The 22,464-nt window shown below is 69.2% G+C and carries 17 protein-coding genes; 9 read left to right on the plus strand and 8 right to left on the minus strand.

Annotated elements, in window-relative coordinates; genetic code table 11:
* The 3 genes from DAT35_RS44840 to DAT35_RS44850 all read right to left on the minus strand — a co-directional run.
* A partial coding sequence (locus DAT35_RS44840) for a GTP-binding protein (protein WP_233262082.1) occupies positions 1-262 on the minus strand: 262 nt, incomplete at its 3' end.
* On the minus strand, positions 263-1,168 hold the full coding sequence (cysD, locus tag DAT35_RS44845) for a sulfate adenylyltransferase subunit CysD (protein WP_108075484.1): 906 nt from the start codon (positions 1,166-1,168) through the stop codon (positions 263-265). It lies immediately after the preceding gene.
* Positions 1,169-1,544: 376 nt separating this feature from the next.
* Complete coding sequence (locus DAT35_RS44850; protein ID WP_108075485.1) at positions 1,545-1,757, minus strand: hypothetical protein; 213 nt, start codon at positions 1,755-1,757, stop codon at positions 1,545-1,547.
* 120 nt (positions 1,758-1,877) lie between these two features.
* Between DAT35_RS44850 and DAT35_RS44855 the strand changes: the two genes are divergently transcribed.
* The 6 genes from DAT35_RS44855 (at position 1,878) to coaBC (ending at position 10,025) form a co-directional block, all read left to right on the plus strand.
* Positions 1,878-2,504 (plus strand): hypothetical protein, encoded by a 627-nt coding sequence (locus DAT35_RS44855; RefSeq protein ID WP_108075486.1) that lies wholly within the window; start codon positions 1,878-1,880, stop codon positions 2,502-2,504.
* Between the two features lie 46 nt (positions 2,505-2,550).
* Positions 2,551-3,069 (plus strand): FHA domain-containing protein, encoded by a 519-nt coding sequence (locus DAT35_RS44860; RefSeq protein ID WP_108075487.1) that lies wholly within the window; start codon positions 2,551-2,553, stop codon positions 3,067-3,069.
* 80 nt (positions 3,070-3,149) lie between these two features.
* Positions 3,150-4,412: a Stp1/IreP family PP2C-type Ser/Thr phosphatase gene (locus DAT35_RS44865; protein WP_108075488.1), complete on the plus strand. Its 1,263-nt coding sequence runs from the start codon at positions 3,150-3,152 to the stop codon at positions 4,410-4,412.
* A gap of 103 nt (positions 4,413-4,515) precedes the next feature.
* Positions 4,516-7,482, plus strand: coding sequence for a carboxypeptidase-like regulatory domain-containing protein (locus DAT35_RS44870; protein WP_108075489.1), 2,967 nt, complete (start codon positions 4,516-4,518; stop codon positions 7,480-7,482).
* 78 nt (positions 7,483-7,560) lie between these two features.
* Positions 7,561-8,598, plus strand: a complete 1,038-nt coding sequence (locus DAT35_RS44875; protein WP_108075490.1) for a hypothetical protein — start codon at positions 7,561-7,563, stop codon at positions 8,596-8,598.
* A gap of 209 nt (positions 8,599-8,807) precedes the next feature.
* On the plus strand, positions 8,808-10,025 hold the full coding sequence (gene coaBC, locus DAT35_RS44880) for a bifunctional phosphopantothenoylcysteine decarboxylase/phosphopantothenate--cysteine ligase CoaBC (RefSeq protein ID WP_108075491.1): 1,218 nt from the start codon (positions 8,808-8,810) through the stop codon (positions 10,023-10,025).
* Positions 10,026-10,061: 36 nt separating this feature from the next.
* Here the strand turns inward: coaBC and DAT35_RS58505 are convergent, their stop codons facing one another.
* Genes DAT35_RS58505 through DAT35_RS44905 form a run of 5 tightly spaced genes read right to left on the minus strand, consistent with a single transcriptional unit; the run spans position 10,062 to position 18,598 of the window.
* Positions 10,062-10,679, minus strand: a complete 618-nt coding sequence (locus DAT35_RS58505; RefSeq protein ID WP_146210133.1) for a hypothetical protein — start codon at positions 10,677-10,679, stop codon at positions 10,062-10,064.
* 37 nt (positions 10,680-10,716) lie between these two features.
* Positions 10,717-14,445, minus strand: coding sequence for an FG-GAP-like repeat-containing protein (locus tag DAT35_RS44890; protein WP_108075493.1), 3,729 nt, complete (start codon positions 14,443-14,445; stop codon positions 10,717-10,719).
* Positions 14,446-14,490: 45 nt separating this feature from the next.
* A complete protein-coding gene (locus tag DAT35_RS44895; RefSeq protein ID WP_108075494.1) occupies positions 14,491-15,879 on the minus strand; it encodes a DUF1501 domain-containing protein in 1,389 nt (462 codons plus the stop codon).
* A gap of 20 nt (positions 15,880-15,899) precedes the next feature.
* Positions 15,900-16,556, minus strand: a complete 657-nt coding sequence (locus DAT35_RS44900) for a hypothetical protein (RefSeq protein WP_108075495.1) — start codon at positions 16,554-16,556, stop codon at positions 15,900-15,902.
* Entirely contained in the window at positions 16,556-18,598 is a 2,043-nt protein-coding gene (locus DAT35_RS44905; protein WP_108075496.1) for a DUF1585 domain-containing protein, read from the minus strand. Before DAT35_RS44905 ends, DAT35_RS44900 begins: the two co-directional genes overlap by 1 nt.
* Positions 18,599-19,240: 642 nt before the next feature.
* On the opposite strand from DAT35_RS44905, the gene DAT35_RS44910 reads away from it, so the two are divergent.
* The 3 genes from DAT35_RS44910 to DAT35_RS44920 all read left to right on the plus strand — a co-directional run bounded on the left by DAT35_RS44910 (position 19,241) and on the right by DAT35_RS44920 (position 22,461).
* Positions 19,241-20,221, plus strand: a complete 981-nt coding sequence (locus DAT35_RS44910) for a uracil-DNA glycosylase family protein (protein WP_233262083.1) — start codon at positions 19,241-19,243, stop codon at positions 20,219-20,221.
* A 28-nt stretch (positions 20,222-20,249) separates the two neighbouring features.
* Positions 20,250-21,257, plus strand: coding sequence for an esterase family protein (locus tag DAT35_RS44915; protein ID WP_108075497.1), 1,008 nt, complete (start codon positions 20,250-20,252; stop codon positions 21,255-21,257).
* Between the two features lie 172 nt (positions 21,258-21,429).
* Positions 21,430-22,461, plus strand: a complete 1,032-nt coding sequence (locus tag DAT35_RS44920) for an L-erythro-3,5-diaminohexanoate dehydrogenase (protein WP_108075498.1) — start codon at positions 21,430-21,432, stop codon at positions 22,459-22,461.
* Positions 22,462-22,464: the final 3 nt, after the last annotated feature.

A 22,464-nucleotide genomic window follows, 5' to 3' on the forward strand; every position in this document is an offset into this window, starting at 1 on the left:
TGTCCGCGATGATGAACTTGCGCCGGGGCGTGGCGAAGTAGCGGTAGGCCACGTCGATGGTGATGCCCTGCTCGCGCTCGGCACGCAGCCCGTCCATGAGCAGCGCCAGGTTGACGTACTCATCCCCGCGCGCCTTGCTGGTGCGCTCCACGGCCGTGAGTTGGTCTTCGAAGATGGACTTGGTGTCGTAGAGCAGCCGGCCGATGAGCGTGCTCTTGCCGTCGTCGACGGAACCGGCGGTGGCGAACCTGAGCAGCTCCATTTAGAAGTATCCCTCGCGCTTACGGTCTTCCATGGCCGTCTCGCTGAACTTGTCGTCGGCGCGGCTCGCGCCACGCTCGGTGACGCGCGAGGCCGAGACCTCTTGGATCACCTGCTCCACCGTGGAAGCGGTGGACTCGACGCAGGCGGTGCAGGTCATGTCACCCACGGTACGGAAGCGCACCTGGGCCATTGCAGCCTGCTCACCCGGGAGCAGAGGCAGGTAGGGCGAACACGCCATGAGCATGCCATCGCGGCGGAACACCTCGCGCCGGTGGCTGAAGTAGATGGAGGGGAGCGGAATGCGCTCCTGGGCGATGTACTGCCAGATGTCCATCTCGGTCCAGTTGGACAGAGGGAAGACGCGGATGTGCTCACCGCGGCGGTGGCGGCCGTTGTAGAGGCTCCACAGCTCGGGGCGCTGGTTCTTGGGGTCCCACTGGCCGAACTCGTCGCGGAAGGAGAAGACGCGCTCCTTGGCGCGGGCCTTCTCCTCGTCGCGGCGGGCGCCCCCGAAGACGGCGTCGAACTGGTGCTTCTCGATGGCGTCCAGCAGCGGGGCCGTCTGCAGGCGGTTGCGGGAGGCCCGAGGGCCCTTCTCCTCCACCAACCGGCCCGAGTCGATGAACTCCTGCACCGAGGCCACTTCCAGCCGGGCGCCCAGGGCGGCCGCGCGCTGATCTCGGTACTCGAGGACCTCGGGGAAGTTGTGGCCGGTGTCCACGTGCAGCAGCGGAAAGGGGAGCGGGGCAGGCGCGAAAGCCTTTTCAGCCAGCCACAGCATCACCGCTGAGTCCTTCCCTCCCGAGAACAGGAGGACGGGTCGGGCGAATTCAGCCACCACTTCCCGGATGATGAAGATGGACTCCGCTTCCAGGGACTGCAGATGCGACAGCTCGTAGCTCATCCAGTCACAGCATCCCCTGGGTGGGTTCCCAATGTCCATACTTGTACGGGAAGACCGGGAAATGTTGTATTCAGGATGTTGGTTTGGCTTTCCCCTTGCTCACGAAGCGCAGGTGTGTGTAGCCCGCCCACGGCAGAAGGTGGGCTCCAGCGGGGGCGTGAGGGGAGGGGAGAGCCTCGGCGGGCGCGGCGTCGTTGGCCGGCTTCACGGCTTCGAGGAGGGAAGTGCCGGGGCGCCGTTCCCTGTCGCGGCGCTCATCAGCGGTTCCGAGCGGGGGCTCGGTGGGGACTGCCGGCTGGGACGATCAGTCCGGAGACGTACGGTCCAGGGCTCCGGGCGGCGCAGCCGGCGCGCCGCATGACTTCTCCGCGTGACTTCAGGAGGCTCGGGGCAGTTTGCGACGGCCTATGCCATCCTCCGCGTCGTCCGACTCATAGTAGAGGGTCGCCCCTCCCTCGTCGTAGACGACCAGCACGCGTTCACTCTGATCCAACAGGCCCGTGGCGGCGGCTTCCGCCTTGCGGACCAGCGTGTCGGTCCGCTCGGGATGCTTCTTGGTGTTGCCTGTACGTGTTGACGCACCGGGCATGTGGGAAACGGCTCCTTGAGCCCTCACATACGGCGAGGGGGGTAGCGTGCTATAGCCAACGGGAGACTTCGTTGACAAGCGCTTGACATGACCCGCCCGGTCGCGGGGTAAGGAAGCGTCATGAATCGACGCTTCCTCCCGTGGATCGTGTTCACTCTGGGGCTGTCCATGGCCGCCTGGGCCCAGCCTGCCCCGTCCCCCAAGCCCGTCAGGCCTGCCCGGCTCTCGGATTCGCACACCCCCGCCTGGCTGCCCCGGGGGGCCTTCCTGGGCACCTTCATCCGGGACGGGGCCGTCGTCCCCGAGGTCCGCCTTCAGTGGCACCTGGTGTTCTACCAGGGCCGCCGGGACACGCTCGGGCTGCTCATCGAGCCCACCGCCGCCTTCGCCGCCGCCAAGCCGGACACGGTCGTCGAGAACGCCAGCGTCCCCATGACGTCGCTCCAGCTCTACTCGCTGCTGCTGAGCATCGGGTACACCAGCCGGCTCGAGTCCGGCCTCGAGTGGGGCTTCCAGGTCGGCACCGGCCCCGCCTGGTTCCAGTCGCGCTTCCGCGGTGGCTCCAAGAGCGAGGAGTCCTACTGGGTGGGTCTCCTGGATGGCCGTGCTCGCCTCGGCTACCGCTTCGGCCCCGTGGCCCTGGGCGTGGCGGTGGGGTATGGTGATCCCTACAACTACAAGAGGTCGAGCCTGGCCCGTCCCTATATAGGCGGCCTGCAACTCGGACTGTATGCGGACTGGCGCTAGGCGCCTCTGGACCCTGACCCCCCGGGTGGGGTGAAGTGCGTAGCGAATGGTCGAGCTTCTCAGCCTTCATATCGGCCGCTTCCAGCGAGAGCGGGCGGAGTACGAGAGGACGCTGCCTCCGGCGGTGCTCGTCTTCACGCCCGCGAGCGCGGCAACGCAGCCGCTCGAGGACGATGACGAGACGCATCACCACTTCCGCACCCTCACCAACGTGTCCACGCCGATGCTGGGGGTCGGGGAGCCGATCGTCTTTCCAGTCATCAAGAATCAGGAAAACGCGTTCGGCCGGGGGATCACCGTGGGGCGCACGGGGAACAACGACGTGGTGCTGGATGATGGCACCGTGTCGCGCTTTCACGCCTGGTTCCAGCGCGAGACCGACGGGCGCTACATCCTCACGGATGCGGGCTCGAAGAATGGTTCGTACGTGGCGGGCGTACGGTTGACGCCTCGGCGTCCGTCTCTGCTCACGGACGGTAGCCGCCTGCGCTTCGGCCAGGTGGAGGTCACCTTCTACCTGGCGAGTGGTTTCACCAAGGTGCTCGCGAGGCGGTTGGGACCGTGAGCTTGTCAGCCCTTCCACGGGCTTCGTAACCTTTGAGTCACCCCTCTGGGGGGGAACAGGGAGCGTTCGCGGTGCCATTGATGACAGAGGCGTTCGGCCTGACCGACGTGGGCCGGAAGCGGCAGCACAATGAAGATTCGATGCTCGTGGACGCCTCGCTCGGCCTGTTCATCGTGGCCGATGGCATGGGAGGGCACGCCGCCGGTGAGGTGGCCAGCAACCGCGCCACCGAAGTGGTCCGCCAGCACATGGTGTCCAACCGGCACCTGCTCAAGGATCTGAGCACCAACACGAGCCAGGACGCTCGCAACGCGGCCCAGGCCCTGATGGAGGTGGCCATCCAGCGCGCCTGCGCGGACATCTTCCGCATGGCCCTGGCCGACCCCAGCAAGCGCGGCATGGGCACCACCTTCGTGTGCCTGGCCGTGAGCGGCAACAAGGGCGTCATCGGCCACGTGGGTGACTCGCGCATCTACCTGGTGCGTCACGGCCAGTGTCACCGGCTCACCGAGGATCACACCCTGGTGGCCGCCCAGCTCAAGGCCGGCACCATCACCAAGGAGCAGGCCGCCACCTCGCAGTACCGCAACGTGATTACGCGCGCGGTGGGCATCCAGGAGTCCGTCCAGGTCGACACGCTGATCGTCGACCTGTTCCCCGGAGACCTGTTCCTGCTGTGCTCGGACGGCCTCCACGGCTACCTGGATGACGACGAGGTGCTGCCGCTGGTGCAGGGCACGCCCCCCACGGATCTGCCCAAGCGCTTCGTGGACCTGGCCAACGAGCGCGGTGGCAAGGACAACATCACCGCCGTGGTGGTGAAGGTGTCCGGCGAGGGCACGCTGGAGGCGGAGACCTCCGAGGCGCAGAGCCGCATGGAGGCGCTGCGCAAGATTCCGCTCTTCCGCCACCTCACGTACAAGGAGCAGACGGCGGTGCTGTCCATCGCCACCACGCGCACCTTCCCGGCCGGGAGGGAGATCGTCGTGGAGGGCCAGCCCGGTGAGGAGCTCTTCGTGGTCATCCGCGGCCGGGTGGTCATCGAGAAGAGCGGGGTGGAAATCGCCGAGCTGCGGCCTGGCGGACACTTCGGCGAGATGGGCCTCATCGACAACGCCCCTCGCTCGGCCACCGTGCGGGCGGTCGAGCCCACGCGCACCATGGTCATCTCCCGCTCGGACCTGATGGGCCTGATGAAGCGCGAGTCCATCCTGGCCGTGAAGATGCTCTGGAGCTTCGTCCAGGTGCTGTCGGATCGGCTGAGGGCCACCAACTCGGAGCTGAGCGAGGCCCGGCAGGAACTGGCGGTGGCGCAGGCCATCCAGCCGTTCGCCGAGGAGTGAGCACCCGGCGCCGGGAAGGCGTCGGGCGGACGACTCGGAGGAATGAACCGGCGGAAATGTCGGTTGGCAGGCCGGTCGCGGGGGTAACGTCCCGCGCCGTCCGATGCGCAAATGGCTCATCATAGGGGCGGCTGCCGCCCTGGTCGTCGTGGCGGTGGCGGTGTTGTGGCCTCAGGACGAGGCACCTCCGTCTCCGGTTCCGTCCGCGCCCTCGGCGCGTGCGCTCCCCGAGTTCGAGTCGGTGGAGGTGTCCTCCGGGGATGCCGAGGGCCTCACTCTCACCGGACGGGTGCTGGATTCCACGGGGCGGCCCGTGGCCGGAGCCGACGTCTTCCTGGCCGCGAGTGCGCAGAAGACCCTCACCTCGGTGCGCTGTGACGAGTGTGGCCAGGCGCTGCTGGCCTGTCCGGCCCGGGAGAGCGGCCTGCACGCGCTGGCCTTCTTCGAGCAGGCGCGCGGCTTCCTCCAGCCGAAGGCCACCACGCGTACGGACGCCCAGGGGCGCTTCCGTTTCGAGCACCTGGCCGGGGTCTCCTTCTCCGTCTGGGCCCGGGCCTCGGGCTTCGGCGCCGCCATGCGCGAGCGCGCGGCCCCGGGCGAGCCGGTGGACCTGTACCTGCCCCCGACGCGGAGCATCGGCGGACAGGTGGTGGACGACGCGGGACGGGGCCTCCCGGGCGCGCACGTGTACGCGGTGTCCCGCAAGGTGCCCCTGCCGTCCGAGGCCGTGACGGGGCCAAATGGCTCCTTCACGCTGTCCGGGCTGGGGGAAGGTCCCTTCTACGTGCTGGCCACCGCGAGGGGGTTCCTTCCCACGGTGGAGCCCCTGGTAGAGGCGGGTCCGCAGCCGGTGCGTTTGAGTCTGGAGCCCTCGAGGACGCTGGAGGTGCGCGTCACCCGCCACGGCGCCCCCATGACGGCCACGGTGCGGCTGAAGGCGGACCACCTCGCGCGGGAGGTTCGTGCCGAGGGCGGCGTGGCGCGCTTCGAGGATCTGTACCCGGACGAGCTGGTGGTATCGGCCGAGGCCGGGAAGCTGGGGGCCACGCCGCGCACCCTCACGCTGAGCGAGCGCCTCACGCAGGTGACGCTCGAGTTGGAGGACGCGGGCACGCTGCTCGTCACGGTGGTGGACGAGGCCGGACAGCCGGTGCCCTCTCCGGAGTTGGTGCTGCGCACCGTCCGGGGCAAGCCCATCCAGACGCAGAAGCCCTCCACGGGAGCGCTGGTGCAGTTCGGCCCGCTGGCCGTGGGGGACTACGTGCTGGAGGGTCACGCGACGGGCTTCCGGGACGCCCAGCTGCCAGCGCGGGTGAAGCAGGGTGAGACGACGTTGGAACTGGAGATGGCTCGCGCCACGCTGATTTCGGGGCAGGTGCTGGATCAGTACGGCCGGCCAGCGCCCAACGTGTCGGTGCTGGTGCAGCCCACGGGCGAAGCGGTGTTGTCGGATGCGGAGGGCCACTTCACGGCGGCGGTGCCCACGCCGGGCCTGTACGAGCTGCATGCGCACCACTCCGAGTGGGGCGGCGGGCAGCTGAAGGTGACGGCTCCGGCGGAGGGCGTGAAGCTGGAATTGGAGCCTCGGGCGTCGCTGGAGGTGACGGTGATGGGGGAGGGGCGCCGGCTGGAGGGCGCGGACGTGGTGCTGTGGGTGGACAACGAGAACATCTTCCGCAGTGACAGCTCCTCCGGGCCGGACGGCATGGTGCCCATGCGCGGGCTGCCGCCGGGGACGTACTCGCTGGTGGCCACGCACCGGGACTACCTGCCCTCGGAGCGGCAGAAGGTGGTGGTGGAGGACGGGCAGACGCAGCGGGTGACGGTGACGCTCGAGCCCGGGGCGGCGCTCCGGGGCGATGTGGTGGACACACGGGGTGCTCCGGTGGCGGGCGCCTCGGTGTCGGTGCTGCCTCGCATGGCCGAGCCGGTGACGACGGACACACAGGGACACTTCGAGGTGCGCGCGCTCAAGCCCGGGAATCCCTACCTGGTGGAGGTGCGGCACTCGGGATACGACCAGCGCGATCGCGTGCAGGGCTCGCCCGGGGGGGAGCCGGTGCACGTGGTGCTGGAGGCTCGTGGGACGTTTAGGGGTCGGGTGGTGGCCGACGATGGCGAGCCGGTGCGGCGCTACCGCCTGGACGAGCATGACGTGACGAGCCCGGACGGGCGCTTCGAGGTGGCGCTGCCCACGGCGGGCGATCGCGTCATCGTGTCGGTGGAGGCGCCGGGCTTCGAGCCGCTGATGGTGGACAAGCCGGCGCAGCCGAACGATCTGGGAGACCTGGTGCTGGAGCGGGCGCCGTCGGTGACGGGGCTGGTGCGGGACGCGGGTGGCGGACCGGTGGCGGACGCGGTGGTGGGGTGTGATGCGTGCGAGGACTCGGTGATGACGGGGCCGGACGGGCGCTTCACGCTGCCGAGCCCGCCCTTCGTGGCGAAGTTCACCGTGTCGGCGCGCAAGGGGCGGTTGAGCGCGTCGGCTCCGGCCTCGCGCGAGGGGCAGCGGACGGTGGAGCTGGTGCTGAAGCCAGCCACGCGGCTGACCGGGGCGGTGTACCGGCCCGATGGCACGCCGGCGGCGGGCTTCCAGTTGGAGGGCGTCAACGCGGACCGGAGCGAGCCCATCAGCATCGTCACGGGGCCGGACGGCCGTTACAGCGCCGACGTGTCACCGGGGAACTACCGCTTCGCCCTGGGCTCGGCGCGGGAGTTCTCCGGCGAGCCGGCGCTCCTGGTGCAGGTGGACGGAGGGGAGAAGCGGTTGGACTTCGGACCGGCGCCCGGGACGGCCTCGCTGACGGTGCAGCTCAAGTCCGAGCGCGGCAAGGCGCTGTGGGTGATCGCCGGGGACGTGAGCGCCGTGGGCAACCCGCCGAGGGAGTTGATGCGGACGAGCTACGGGCAGTTGCTCTACCAGCCCCGTGGCGAGCGGATCACGCTGCAGGGCTTTCCGCCGGGCCGCTACACGGTGGTGTGGTCGAACTTCCACGTGGACACGGCGGAAGGGCCCATGGTGCGCACCGTGGACCTGCCGACCTCGGGAGACGTGGTTCTCGGCCCGTGAGCCCGAGGTTTTTTCAACTTCGCGTGCAACCTCGCGCCGCCTTCCGTGTTGGAGGCGCTACGCAAGGAGGAAGCACGAATGAAGTGGACCTGGAAGACGGGCCTCATCCCGGTGGGCGGGTTGTTGGCGCTGGGCAGTATCGGCTGTGGACCCGGGGGGAATGGTCTTGAAGGCCTCTCCGACACGAACCTTGGTACGTCGCGTGCGGCCCTGACGGTGTACGAGCAGGCCGCGGTGGACACGGCCAACACCTCACCGGACTGTACGTCGCTCGGGGACTTCTACTGGGAGATCGGCAGCGGCACGGCGAAGCTCTTCGGCTTCTCACGAGGCAGCACCGTGTCCGAGACGACGGTGTTGCCGCTCGCCTCCGCGAGCAAGTGGCTCTACGCGTCCGCCTATGTGCAGTCCAAGGGCTACGTGAACCTCGGAGCGGCCGAGAAGAAGCAGCTCAATTTCACCAGCGGCTACCTCGAGAGCACGGACGACGTCACCTGCGGGGACGTGGGGACGACCGTCTCGGAGTGCTACGGCTCGGACTACAAGAACGTCTCGTACCACTCCGGCGAGGACGGCAACTTCTTCTATGACGGCGGCCATATGCAGAAGCTCGCCACGGACGACATGGGGTGGAGGAGCGGCACGGGCGTGGCCAGCGTCGTCAGCTGGCTCAACGGTCAGTTGGGCACCAGCCTGCCGGAGTCCTCTGGCGCCGTCGCCGTGGCCGGCGGGTTCAGGGGCAGTGCGGCGCACTACCGCGTCTTCCTCCAGAAGCTGCTCACCAACCAATACGCCATGTCCGTGAGGCTGACTGCGGACGCCGTGCCCGCCTACCCGGGTGGCCCCGGCGTGTCGAACACGCCGTGGGTGTCGGGTCAGGCGTACTATGGGCTTGGGCACTGGTTGGAGCGCGAGCTCGTGAGCGATGTCTGGCGGATGACGGGTCACTCCTCACCGGGGCTGTTCGGGTTCTACCCATGGGTGGATGCCGGGAAGAGCCAGTACATGCTCCTGGCCCGGGCGCGTCTGATCGGCCCTGAGCACGAGGGCGAGCAGTCGCGCGTTTGCGCGCACAAAATCCGCAAGGCCTACGAGCTGGGAGTGCCTCAGCTGTAGGCATTCGCCGCGTTCCCCCCTTTCGTTGCCGCGGGGCTGCCCGGAGCCGGGGCTCGGCTCCGCGCTCGTCAGGAGCGCTGAAGGCGATGCCTGGCTGCCCATCCGACCGGCGGCCTGACCCATGCTCCCGGGGGTTGTGCAGGGCTGGCAACATCTGGAAGCAACCGAGGAGGTTGCGAGTCCGGCCCCAGGCGCATAAGGAATCCAGCATGGTGGCTTCGGCTCTGCAGGGACGCCGGGTGATCGTCGGAGTGGGTGGCGGCATCGCGGCGTACAAGGCGTGTGAGTTGGTGCGCGAGTTGGGGCGCGCCGGTGCGCAGGTGCGGGTAGCGATGACGGCGGCGGCCAAGGAGTTCGTCACGCCGCTCACGTTCCAGGCGCTCAGCGGGCACCCGGTGCTGACGGACTACTTCGATCCGTCGCAAGAGGGGAACTTCGGGCACCTGGACCTGGCGCGCTGGGCGGACCTGTACATCGTGGTGCCGGCGACGGCGGATCTCCTGGCGCGCATCCGGGCGGGGATGGGGAACGACGCGGTGACGACGTCGCTGCTGGCGTTCCGAGGGCCAGTGCTGCTCGCGCCCGCGATGAACGTGGCCATGTGGGACAATGAGTTGACCCAGGAGAACGTGGCGGCGCTGAGCTCGAGACCGCGCTTCCACTTCGTGGGGCCCGGGGCGGGGTTGCTCGCGTGCGGGGACGTGGGGGCGGGGCGGCTCGCGGAGGTGGGCACCATCGTGGAGGCGGCGGCGCGTCTGTTCGCCGAGGGCCCCCTGGCGGGCCGGCGGGTGCTCATCACGGCGGGGCCCACGCGCGAGTACCTGGATCCAGTGCGGTTCATCTCCAATCCGTCGACGGGGAAGATGGGGCTGGCGCTGGCGGAGGCGGCGAGGGCGATGGGGGCGCAGGTGACGGTGGTGCTGGGCCCGGTGGGGGAGGTGGCGCGGGACAGCTACGAGGTGGTGGACGTGGTGAGCGCCGAGGACATGGCGCGCGAGGTGCTGGCGCGGGTGGACGAGGTGGATTGCTTCATCGCGTCGGCGGCGGTGAGCGACTGGAAGCCGCAGACGCGCGAGGCCCAGAAGGTGAAGAAGTCGGAGGGGCCGGAGTCGCTGACGCTGGTACGGACTCCGGACGTGCTGGCCGAAGCCTCGCGGCGGGTGTCGGGGCAGGCGCGCCGGCCGGCGCTGGTGGGATTCGCGGCGGAGACGCAGCGGGTGGTCGAGTACGCGCGTGAGAAGCTGGCGCGCAAGGGGCTGGACGCGATCGTGGCGAACGACGTGACGGTGCCCGGAGCAGGCTTCGGAGTGGACACGAACCATGTGACGGTGCTGACGCGGGACGGCAAGCAGCAGGAGCTGTCCGGGACGAAGCGCGAGGTGGCCCGTTCCATCCTGGAACTCGTCGCCGACTATCTCCCGAGGTAAATGCTCGTTCGGCGGAACGTCTGGATGCGTATCGGCTCAGCTCGAAGAGGAATCTGCCTCATCGTAAGCCTTCGTGGCGGTCTCCCAATACTTCTTGCCCTTTTGATCGAGCAACAAGTCACCCGGGAGCGGTGCTAGCATTTCTTCTGGTATTTCGCGCTTGAGGATGTATTCCACCAGGATGCTGGCTTGGAGGCAGGTGGAGAGCTGTTTGACATACTCTCGGATGGGCTGTTCTCCAGGGTAGACGCCCTGCTCGATGAGCGCGGCTGTTTCATTGATCCCCTCGATTTTGGCGTACAGCCCGACGAGTTCTCCGACCAGCTGGCCATTTCCGATTTCGCCGAGGGCGCCAGTGCTGGATTTGTATACATGATCGGGTGTGAATACCTGGCGCATCTTGGGCAGGTTGCCTTTGGTCATCGTCAATCGTACCCCCTCACATCGAGACCAGAGGAACCCTCGAATCGCGGATACCTCCGCATGTAAAGCGATCAAGAGGGTTTCCCGCTTGCTTTGCCTGGTCTCCTTCTGCTTTCGGAGGTCATGTTTTCGAACTCGCCAGTTGTTGAACTGCGTGGCGATGAAGGCGAGTGCTGCTCCGAGCACGGCAATCGCAACGGGTGTATCAAGCCATGACGTTTGTGTTTGCATGGGCGATCCTGGGACGTGCGTGGTGTGCGGACTCGGGTCAGAACCCGAGCGGCATCAGGAAGGCCGTGCCGTTCTGCGTGCCCGTGCGGTAGCTCAGCGGTGCGCCGACGACGAGCGTCGGAGGGAAGCGCTCGCTCCCCGCCATCAACGCCAGGTCGTTGCCGAAGCCCGAGCGCTCCCTCACGTCTCCCGTCAGCGTGAGCCACGGTGAGCGCGCCCGGGTCATCTCCGGTCCTCCCTCGTAGACGAACACCGCGCCTCCTCCGTCCGAGGCCACCGACGCGCCCGGCGCGCTCACCGCCAGCTCCGGCACGCCATCGCCATTCAGGTCCACCCCTCCCGCGAGCGCCGCTCCGAAGCCCACGGGCCGCGAGCGGTGCACCAGTACCTGGGGCATCAGCGTCTTCTCCAGCGCGCTCACCAGCACCTCGCCCGAGGCGGGCCTGCGCTTCACCAGCTCCGCCGTGTCGAACAGCAGCACTGCGGCCTGCGCCACGCCGTCATGAGGCACGCTCGTCGCGCTCACCGCCAGATAGTCCGCGCCGCTTCTGCCCAGCACTCGGCCCACGCGCGCCGTCGCCACGCCCAACCCCATATAGGTGTTGCCCACGTCCGTGCCGGTCGCCAGCCGCACCGTTGCCGGAGCCGTGCGCCCAGCACACTTCGCCCCGCTCGCGTCGAACCCGAACAGCACCACGATGCCCGACCGGCTGCTGTCATCCGCGTAGCGCCACGCCACCTCGTCGCAGCCGTCCCCGTCCAGGTCCCCCAGTGCCGCCGGTGCCGAGGTCACCTGTGGAATGGAAGGAGACGTCGCGTAATAGGGCGACGAGTAGACGGGGTTGCATCCCATCGTCCGTTTCGCCAGCGTGGCGTCATCTGGAGCGCGCCCCAGGAAGAGCTCGAAGCCGTTGTTGCGCAGCACCCCGATGTCCTGCCGGCCGTCCCCGTTGGCGTCGAAGCCGCCCACCACCCCGCGTCCGACTCCCGAGCGCGGACAGGTGCCACCCATGGCGATGCATCCCGCGGTGATGTCGCCCAGCGCCCACAACCGATAGGCGGGTTTGAAGCTCCCATCCGTCTGGGCCAGCGACACCAGCACACCTCCCGCCGGCAGGTCCGAGCTTGGAAGGCACTCGGGACGGAGCTGGGCGTAGGCGTCCTTGAGCTCGGTGGTGCTCGCGGTGGCCCTCGGGATGATGAGGCCCGGCGCGCCCAGCACCAGGTCCGCCCGTCCATCCCCGTTGAAGTCCGTGAAGGCCACGTCCGTGCCCACGCTTCGTCCGTTGTACAGCGGTGCGAACGCCCCCTCCGCCACGAGCGTGCCCGCGCCACCTCCTGCGCCATGCGCCCAGGCCCGGCCCACCGAGAGATCGGTGCCATCGCCGTTCGCCCCCGGGCCTGACCAGCCCGGCGAGCCCACCAGCGCCACCAGATTCCCTGTCGCACCCTTGCCCAACGCCACGGCCTCGCCGAAGCGTTCCAGGCTCGGCCGCGCGGGCACCATGCAGCTCGTGCGCGTCCACTGCTCGAGCGAGCTGCCCGCCTTCATGAAGCCGTCCACCCGTCCGGTGAAGGCGCGTCCCTCCGCCGAGGCCCGTCCCGCGAAGACCACCAGCCCCGCGCTTCCCGGCAGTGGCCATGCCGCGAGCCCCACCCCGAAGGTGTCCGACTTCGCCAGTCCTGACAGGACGGCTCGCGGCGTGTTGAGGGCGGCGCCCCGGCCCAGGCTCGTCAGCGGGTACACCAGCACCTTGCCCGCCATGCGCAGCGAGCCTCCCCCCGAGGACACACTCGCGTAGGGCGCGCCCAGCAGCAGCTCCGGGCCGGGTTCCCCGTCCACGTCCGCCACGGCCCAGCTCCGTCCCGCCATGATGGCGCGCTCGTCCCCATAGAACCGGGCGAAGGCATCCGCGAGCTTCAACTGCGCCGGCGTGTTCGAGGGCTCGCCCGAGGGCGTGTACGCGCTCAGGTCGAAGAGCAGTGCTCCTCCCGCGTTCGTCATCGCGCCCAGGCCGCCGCTGCCGCGCAGGTCCGGCGAGTCCGCACGTTCTGCCGCCACCAGCAACAGCGGGGGCCGCGAGCCCTCGCCCGGGGCGGTGCCCAATCGCCAGGTCCCCTCGCCGCCGTCCGCCGTGGTCGTGGGCAGCACGAACACATCCGGAGTGACTCGGAAGCGCGGGGCTTCGGGGCGCGCGAAGAAGACGGAGACCGCGGGCTGCACCACTCCCACGGAGCTGCCATCGGCCTTGAAGCGCGAGGTCTTTCCCAGTGCGGCCACGTCTGGCAGCCCGTCCCCGTTGAAGTCCGCCACCACCATCGCCTGTCCCAACCCCGTCCTGGAGCGGGACTCGATGGCACTGCTCATCCCCAGGTCGCTCCCGCCGAGACGGATGGAGGGCAGATCGGGCACGGGCTGTCCCGGGGCGAGCAGGAAGATGTCCACGATGCCCCGGCCCGCGAACCGCGGAGAGGGGGCCAGATCACCCGCGGGCGAGCCCACGAGCAGGTCCAGGTTCCCGTCCCCATCCACGTCGTCGAGCGCCACGCCGGTACCGAAGGCGTCCCGTCCCAACCCGGCGAGCGGCGGCCGCAGGCGCTCCGGTCCCTTCGTCCCGAAGCGGTACAGGTACACCGCGCCCGAGCTCTCGGTGGTGACGTCCGCTCCTGGAGAGGAGACCACCAGCTCCGCTTTTCCGTCATGGTCCAGGTCGCCCGCCGCCAGGGCGTCACCGAACCTCGCCGTGTCCGTCTCTCCGGTGAGCACCCAGGTGGGCTCCGAAGGCAGACCCGCGGCGCTCCCCTTGAAGATGAGCACCGCGCCGCCCTGGGGCCGAGCGAGGTCGCTCTCCGGCCGTCCCACCGCGACGTCCGGCACTCCGTCTCCATCAAAGTCCGCCGTCACCACCGAGGCCGTGTCCGTGAGCTGCCCGTGGGCGATGGTGTCGCGCGACAGCTCCGACAGCACGCGCACGGACACGGTCGCCGTCTGCTTCGTGAAGGGATCCTCCGCCTTCAGCACCGCCGTGCCCGTGGCACCCGGCTCGGCCGAGAAGTGTCCATCCTCCACCGTGCCGGGGCCGGACAGCTTCGTCCAGACCACGTGCTCGCTGCCGCCCACCGTCGCCAGCGGCACCGACGAGCCCGCGGGCAGTGCCAACCGCTCCGGGTCCCCGCGCAGCACCGCATCCTCGCGCACCTCGTACAGGAGGAGTGCCTCGTCTCCTGCCCGGCCATCCCGCACCCGCACCAGGTCCACGCCCTGTCCCGGGCCCGCCGTGTACTGGCCCGAGGGCGTCAGCGTGCTGCCCGCCTCGCTGCGCTCCAGCGTGAATTCAGGCTCGCCCAGCAGCCCCGTCACCCGCACCTGGAAGAACGTGCCCGGCTTCACCAGGACCCGCGTGGGCGCCACATCGAAAGCAGCCACCACGGCCACCCGTGCCCGCGCATCCCCGGGGCACCTCAGGTCCTCCACCACCAGGGTGTCCGTCGCTGGCGTGAGGCCCGCGACGAAGCGCGAGCCCCGCATCTCTCCCGAGGAGCCCCCGGGCTCGACGCGAAAGCGATAGGAGCCCGTGCCTCCCGAGGCCGTGAGCGTCACGGGCTCCTTCACTCGCACCTTCTCGGGGCTCGCGGTGAGGGCGAGTGGGGGAAGGCTCGCGCACGGGTCCACGGCTGCCGGAGGCTCGGAGGGTTTCTCCTCGGGGTGGCAGGCCGCGCACAGGAGCGCGAGCACGAGCGACACGCGGAAGACGGCTCGAGTCATGGTGGAACGCCTCACGGATTCGCGCCAGTGACAGTCCAGCGAGGGTCACGCCAACAGGGGCTGGAGGGGCTCGACACGTGTGAAGCCGTAGTCGAGACCGGCGGACGCCAGCACCGTCGCGATGATGTGATCGGGGAGGATATGGGTTCCATTGTTCGGGTCGCGGGCACCCGTCTTCAGGTCCACCACACCCGGGGCCATGCCGATGTCCCCGCTGTGCCCGAACACCTGGTTGTGCTTCAGCCCGGCCCCCATCAGCAGACAGCTGCTCGTCAGATGGTGGTCCCGGCCCGTGTTGGAGTTGATGAGCGGAGTGCGAGCGAACTCGGAGAAGGCCAGGAGGGTGGTGTGGTCCATGAAGTTGCCACCGGACGGATGTGGGGAGCGCCGCAGGTCATCCACCAGCAGGGCCAGTGCATCGAAGCCCGTGCGCAGGTAGGTGGCATGGACGGTCTGCGTGCCGAGGTGCGTGTCCAGGTTTCCCACCAGGTTGATGGACACGCACTGGCTGATGCCCTTCTTCAGGGCCGTGGCCACCATCGCCGCGCGCCCCGCCGAGCTGTCATAGGGCCCCGAGCCCGGCAGTCCGTAGAAGGCGCGGACTTCCGCGTTGGCCGGCAGCTCGAAGCGGAACGCGTTGTCCAGCCGGCTCGACAGCACCTGCTGCATCTGCCCGCGGCTCAACCGGTACCGGTCGCCCACGCCTCCAGCTCCGTATGCGGCCTGTTCACAGGTGATGGGCTGCCCACGCAGGTCCACCAACTGCTTCTCCAGCTCACTGTCGAGCTGCTGGGGGCTCGGTGACAGCGCGAGCAGCAGATCCTGCGACCGGTTCACCTTCAACGCGTTGGCGCTCCCCGGGTAGCGGTCGTTGTACGTCTCCATGTTGTAGGAGATGGAGGGGATGGGCACCCGGGGCACCATCTGCCCGACGATCTCCGTCGCCGTGGACGAGCCGCGCGCCGATGCTCCCAGGGGACGCGTACCGGTGATGAAGTAGCGCATCCCCTCTTCGTGCACGAGCGTGGTCATGTTGATGCCACGCACCACCGTCATCAGATCGTAGTGCGCGGCCAGCTTGCTCACCGCCGGGCCGAAGGTGATGTTGGACGGGGCCGCGCCCGGGCGCGTCGCCGGCACGATGGGCCTGGAGGGAAAGCTCGGATCGACGAAGAGGTTGTAGCCCGGGAGGATGCGCGTCTCTGGCACCCGCTCGGGGGTGAAGACGTCGGGGTCTCTCGGGTCCAGGGCGAGCAGTTGATCCCACCCTCCCGCGAAGAAGACGAAGACGAAACAGCGGTCCGGGGGGGCCAGCGTGGCCGCCTGCGCGAAGGCCCGGAAGGGAACGCCGCCCAGCAGGGAGGCGCCCAGGAATCCCGCGGTGGCCTTCAGGAAGGACCGGCGCTCGAGGCAGCTCTCATGGTTCTTCTTCATGGTGGTCTCTCCCCGGGCCGTCAGTAGGTGAGGAAGCGCGAATCCGTCATCAACGCGATGCACACCGCCGCCAGCGCCTGATGGCGCTTCCGGGTGGTCTCCGCTCGCGCCGCCGCCTGCGAGAAGAAGCCCGTCCAGCGCGTGAGCTCGTCTCCCTGAAGGGGCGTGCCCCAGAATCGGATGGACAGGTACACGAGCAGCTCACGCACCTGCGCGTCGGTGAGCTGGCGCAGATCTCCGAGCTCCCCAGGCACGGTGCGGCTGAGCACGCGGGCCTCCGGGGAAGCCTGGGTCAGCTCGGCGGACGCCTGGGCCAGACACACGTCGCGAGCCCCGTCCTCGAGGAACTTGGCGAAGACGAGGTTGGGCTCGATGCTCTCGATGTTGACGAGCGCGTAGTCCGCCTGGCCCATCGTGGTCGCCAGGCTGTCGAGTCCCGTCCAGGGGCGGCCCACGGTCACCTCGATGGAACGGGCGAGCTGGCTGACGGTGATGCGGCGCGGGGAGCGCCCCACGCGGCCGTTCTGAAGATCCGGGTCTGGCAGCGGCGCGGTCGTGTCCCCGTGTGGGTTGGGCACGGGCTCGAGCTGCCCGTCCACCGGAGGCGGAGCCACGGAGGACTTCTCACACGCGGTGGCACCGAGCGTGAGCAGCGCGAACAGGAGCAGGCGGCGCATCAGTCGATCCTCCGGTAGGCATCCGTCATCACCACGCGCTCGATGAGCGCCTTGAAGCGGTAGCCGTCGCGGGCGAAGCCATCGGCGAGTGGCTGGAGGTAGAGGCGCTGCTCCTCTGCCGACATGGGCCGGCCGAGGAACTCCTGCCAGACGCGCTGCACCGTGCAGCGCTCCAGCTCACCTGTCTGGAGCATGCGCTGCACCAGCAGCCGGGGACCGCCGTCGATGGATTGCTCCTCGTCCGCCGAGCGGTAGAGGTACGTCTTGAGCATGCCCAGCGAGCTGGCCCCATCACCGTCGGAGGCCTGCATCACGTACTGGCCGCACTCACCGCCGCAGAAGAGGTTGTTGGCGAGCGCGCAGTCGCGGCACCTGGGGTCATAGCGGGGGAAGTGGTCCGGGTCGAGGAAGAGCGCAGTGCGCTCGGCGAAGCGTCCCCAGTGGGCGCCGGTGGGCTCGATGGTGGCGTGGCAGGCGTTGCAGCCACAGCGTTTGGCCAGGTTGTTCTCGCGGTTGCAGGAGTCCTCGGGGGGCGGAGGGCGCGCGTTGGCCGGAGGGACGAACGACCGGCACAGGAAGGCCGAGTAGAAGTGGTTGACGCGGGAGCGCTGGGTGGGGAAGCGGTAGAGGTACGAGGCCGTGGTGAGCACGCCCGAGTGCTGGGGCCCGCGCACGTACTCCTTCCAGGTGTCGGTCTGCGCGAAGGGGACGACGGGCAGGACCTGTGGTTCCGCGGGAGGCGTCACGCTGAAGACGCCCACGCCCTGTTGGGGGGCGCGGTAGAGCTCGGACAGCGGGCCGTTGAGGAAGGAGCGGCGCGTGGTGAGGATGTTGAAATAGGGCTCGTCGCGGCGCACCACCGAGTCGGCGATGAGCTCGGGCTCGGTGTTGATGGCCGCCAGGCGGGCCTGGTGGGTGAAGCCATCCGGAGAATCACAGCGGCGCAGGCCCTCGCCGCAGCCGCACGTCCGGTCGCCGATGAAGCGCGTGGTGATGCAGGGCTCCAACGTCCAGGGGTTGGCCGTGCGCGCCTGCGCCTCGATGGCGCACACCCGCACCTCCGAGCGCTCCGCACTCCAGAAAGGCGCTGGCTGCGTCACATAGCCCTCGCGCTGGACACAACCGCGCTGGGGCTCGTAGGCGCCCTTGATGGCGACGCCCGTGCTGGTGAGCTTCAAGCCGAGGTTCAATGTGCAGCGGTCGAGCCGCGCCAGCGAGGTGCTCGGCGTGGGGCTGGGGTGCGCGAAGGCAACCACCCGGCCCGAACCATCCGGGGCCAGCACCTCCTGCGTGAGTGCGGCCGTGGTGGCTTTGCCGGGGTCGGGCAGACACAGGTACGGCACTCGCGTGCCGTTGGACTGGCGCCGCATGTCGCAGAAGAAGAGGTACCTGGCGGGGATGCGCCCCCTGGCCACCGCCACCTCACACGAGGTGATGGTGGCATCGGTGGGCGTCTGATCCAGCCGGGTGCAGGTGTAGTAGTTGGTGTCGTAGTCCCAACTCACGGGCAGCGGCACGCCGCGCTCGTCGTAGCGCTCCTGGGCGCAGGCCTCGGCGGTCGTGGGGAGCGCGGGGTCCGCATGCGGGTCCTGCCGGGCGGCGCCACAATCGTCCTGTGCGATGAAGCTGTCACAGCCCTGGCCGTAATCCCCGCGCAGCGGGCGGCTGCTGGGACCGCGCAGCGCCAGCGGATCCTCGGCCGAGCCTGTGCCCAACAGGCGCAGGTTGCCGTTGCCGATGATGCTGGCGCTCACGTTGCTCCACAGGAGCGCGCGGTGGTAGGCGCGGATGCGCCCGTAGAACTCCTCCTTCTGCATCAGTGCGCGGACGTCGTCGACCGTCACCTGACCCCTGGCCCGCGCCGCCTGGTACTCCTCGTACGTGGGCGGACGGCCGAGCAGATCCAGGGTGAGCTGACGCAGATGGCGCTCGAGGGGGACCTTCGACACCGGGGAGCACACGGGCTCATCCGCGAGCGCAGGGGACGCGGCCAGGAGCACGGCGGCGGCCAGGAGCGCGGGAACGCCGCGTGTGACGCTCACTTCATGACAGGAATTTCCATTGAAAGTCATACACTTGCTCTTCTGGAAGAGCGGCGGGTCGTCGCGAATTGCACACAGGTCATTGCAAGGACAGACGGACAAGCATCCGCGGTGGGTTCTTCATGGCGCCCCCGTCCAGCCTGGCCCGACATCTGGCGCGCCATTGAGCCTCATTCGCGAATGGGGTCAATTCACGGGCTGCCACGCGCCGTGGCCCCTGTCGGCCTCGAAACTCCCGCGAGATGCGTTTGTCTGCCTTTGCCCATCGGCGATGCCCCGGAAGGCGAGAGCACGTCATCCCCATGCTGTCCCAACCTCACCCGGAGGTATGGGGTTTCCTCCACGGGCCGGACGTGCCGGGCACCTGGGCCGCGGGGGTGATGGGCCCGGCGGGATGACCCTCCAGGTGGGTGGGCCACGCCGGGCGAGCGGGTCGGGGGGATACCGCCACCGGACTTCTCCGGGCCTGCCGGGGCGTGGCTCCGAGCCCTCCGGGAGAGGGCAGGGCAGGGGGGCGCGGGCCTCCGGACGCCCCCGTGGATTTCCCCCGTGGCGCCGGGCTCGACCCTGGGGTAAGCGTACAGGCGCCCTACCCGGCAGGCGGTTGAACCGAGGCCCTTGGGCCCATAAACCCTGGTGACCGTGAGCGAAGCCCCCGATACCTCGCAAGAGTTGAGCGAAGTGCTGGAGGACCTGCGCCGCCACCTCCTCTGGCAAGAGGAGGACGGTGGCCGGGTGCTCCAGGTGGACGCACGTCTGGCCGCCGAGCTGCGTGGCTCGGGCCTGCGTCCCCAGGCACTGCTGCGCGCCCAGGCCGCCAAGTCCACACCGTCTCCGGCCGCGCAGCCTCCGCCCCCAGCCGCCGTGCCCCCGGCGCCCCCCGCCGCGCGCCCGGTAGCCCCGCGTCCCATGTCCGCGGAGCCCGAGCGTCCCCTGGCCGCGCGTGCGCCGGAGCCACCCCCCGTCCGCCGGGAGGCCCCATCCGCGAAGCTCCTCGACGTCACCCCCCAGGTGCGCCCGCACGCGGACCCGCTGCCGGGCGTGGTGGAGGGCGAGCGGCCCACGTTGGATGAGATCCGCCGCGAGCTGGGCGACTGCCGCCGCTGCAAGCTGTGCACCGGGCGCAAGAACATCGTCTTCGGGTCGGGCAACCCGCGCGCCGAGCTGGTCTTCGTGGGCGAGGGCCCCGGGGCGGACGAGGACGTGCAGGGCGTCCCCTTCGTGGGGGCGGCGGGCCAACTGCTGACGAAGATGATCGAGGCGATGGGCTACCGCCGCGACGACGTCTACATCTGCAACGTGGTGAAGTGCCGGCCGCCCAACAATCGCAACCCGGAGCCGGACGAGGTCACGGCGTGCGAGCCGTTCCTGCGCTCGCAGCTCAAGGCGGTGCAGCCCAAGGTCATCGTGGCACTGGGCAAGTTCGCGGCGCAGACGCTGCTGCGTGACAGCACCCCCATCACGCGGATGCGGGGCAACTGGCGCGAGTACGAGGGCATCAAACTGATGCCCACCTTCCACCCGGCCTATCTGCTGCGCCAACCGGCGGAGAAGAAGAAGGCTTGGGAGGATCTGCAACAGGTGATGAAGTTCTTCGGAAAGCAACCCGGGCAGCGAGGCTGACCGGGTTCCCCTGGGAGGGGGATACGCGATGAAGGGAGTCCTCGAGACGCAGGAGATGCACTCGCCGGCGCTGGAGTCCAACCCGCTGGGAGACCCGGCACGGCGGCAGTTGTTGGTGTACCTGCCCCCCGGTTACGCCGGAGGCCAGCGCCGCTACCCGGTGGTGTACTTCCTCAACGCGTTCTCCAACAGCGGCAAGTCGTGGACGAACTTCTCCGCGTTCTCGGTGAGCGTGCCCGAGCGGTTGGATGCGCTCGTGGCGGCGGGCACGATTCCTCCGGTCATCGGCGTGTTCCCGGACGGCTGGACGTCGCTGGGCGGCAGCCAGTGGGTGAACAGCGACGCCATTGGCCGCTACCGGGACTTCCTGGCCAAGGACGTGGTGGGCTTCGTGGACCGCACGTACCGCACGCTGCCCAAGCCGGCGGCGCGGGCGGTGGTGGGGCACAGCTCGGGCGGCTACGGCGCGCTGGTGATGGGCCGCTACCACCCGGAGATCTTCTCGCACCTGAGCGCCCAGTCGCCGGACGCCTACTTCGAGTACTGCTACCTGCCCGATCTGCCCAAGGCGGCCGCGGCGCTGCTCAAGGCGGGCGGCGTGGAGGCGTGGTACCAGGACTTCCTCCGGCGCGCCCGCGAGACCAAGGCCCGTGGCGATGACTTCACCGTCATCAACATCCTGGCCATGGCGGCGGCCTACTCGCCGAAGAAGGGCGAGCCGCTCAACCTGGAGCTGCCCTTCGATCCGCAGACGGGCCGGTTGAAGCTGGAGGTGTGGAACCGCTGGCTGGTGCACGACCCGGTGCGCTTCGTGCCCAAGTTCGTGGATGCTTTCCGCAAGCAGAAGAGCGTCTTCATCGACTGCGGCACCCGCGACGAGTTCAACCTGCGCTGGGGTGCTCGCATGGTGGCCGAGGATCTCAAGACCGGCGGCGTCGAGGTCGTCCACGAGGAGTTCGAGGACGGGCACACCGGCGTCAACTACCGCTTCGAGCGCTCGCTGGCGGTGCTCGGGCCGAAGCTCGCGGTCGAGTGACTCGGAGTCCGGGTGTCTGATGACGCAGGGCGTTGTTCCCGCGCACGGACACCCGGCCTGACTCCCCTGTGTTGATGCCTCTGGCGCTCCAACGTGGGCCCGGGTAGAGGGCTACCCGTGCATTCGCGCTGGTGGGGGGCTATGCGCTCCCCACGCGGCCTGGAGAGTCGCCATGAGCAACGACCGCTACGGATTGTCCCGCGTCGTCGGGGAGAAGGGTGTGCTGCCCCAGCGGGCACGCAAGCTGGACCCCGCGCTGCCCTGCCGGGAGGCCGAGCTCCTCATCGACGTGGAGAGCCTCAACATCGACGCCGCGTCCTTCAAGCAGATCAAGGACGAGGTGGGCGCGGAGCCCTCGCGCATCGCCGCTCGCGTGCAGGAGATCGTCCGCGAGCGCGGCAAGATGCAGAACCCCGTGACGGGCTCGGGCGGCATGCTCATCGGGCGGGTGAAGGAGATTGGCGCGCAGCACCCGGCGCGCGGCGTGCTCCAGCCGGGCGACCGCATCGCCACGCTGGTGAGCCTCAGTCTCACGCCGCTCGTCATCGACGAGGTGAAGGCCGTGCATCCGTCCATCGATCGGGTGGACATCCGCGGCCACGCCCTCCTCTTCGCCACGGGCCTGTACGCGAAGCTGCCCACGGACATGCCGGACACGCTGGCCCTGGCGGCGCTCGACGTGTGTGGTGCGCCAGCCCTGGTGGCCCGCTACGTGCGCCCCGGGATGACGGTGGCCGTGCTGGGCGCAGGCAAGAGCGGGGCGCTGTGCCTCGCGCAGGCGCGCAAGGACTTGAAGGGCCAAGGCCGGCTGCTCGCCATGGACATCTCCGAGCAGGCGCTCGCCACCCTGAAGGGTCTGGGGTTGTGCGATGTCTCGCTCAAGGTGGACGCCACGCAGGCCGTGGATGTGATGGAGGCCGTGGCCAAGGCCACGGATGGCGCGCTGTGTGATCTGGTGATCAACTGCGCCTCGGTGGGGAACACGGAGATGGCCTCCATCCTGAGCGTGAAAGATGGCGGGACGGTCATCTTCTTCTCCATGGCCACCAGCTTCACCGCGGCGGCCCTGGGCGCCGAGGGCGTGGGCAAGGACGTCACCATGTTGGTAGGCAATGGTTACGTTCCGGGCCACGCCGATCTCACGCTCGAACTGCTGCGCTCCGAGCCGGCCCTGCGCCGTCTCTTTGAAACGCGTTACGTGTAGTAA

Source organism: Vitiosangium sp. GDMCC 1.1324 (assembly GCF_003044305.1).
Lineage (GTDB): Bacteria > Myxococcota > Myxococcia > Myxococcales > Myxococcaceae > Archangium.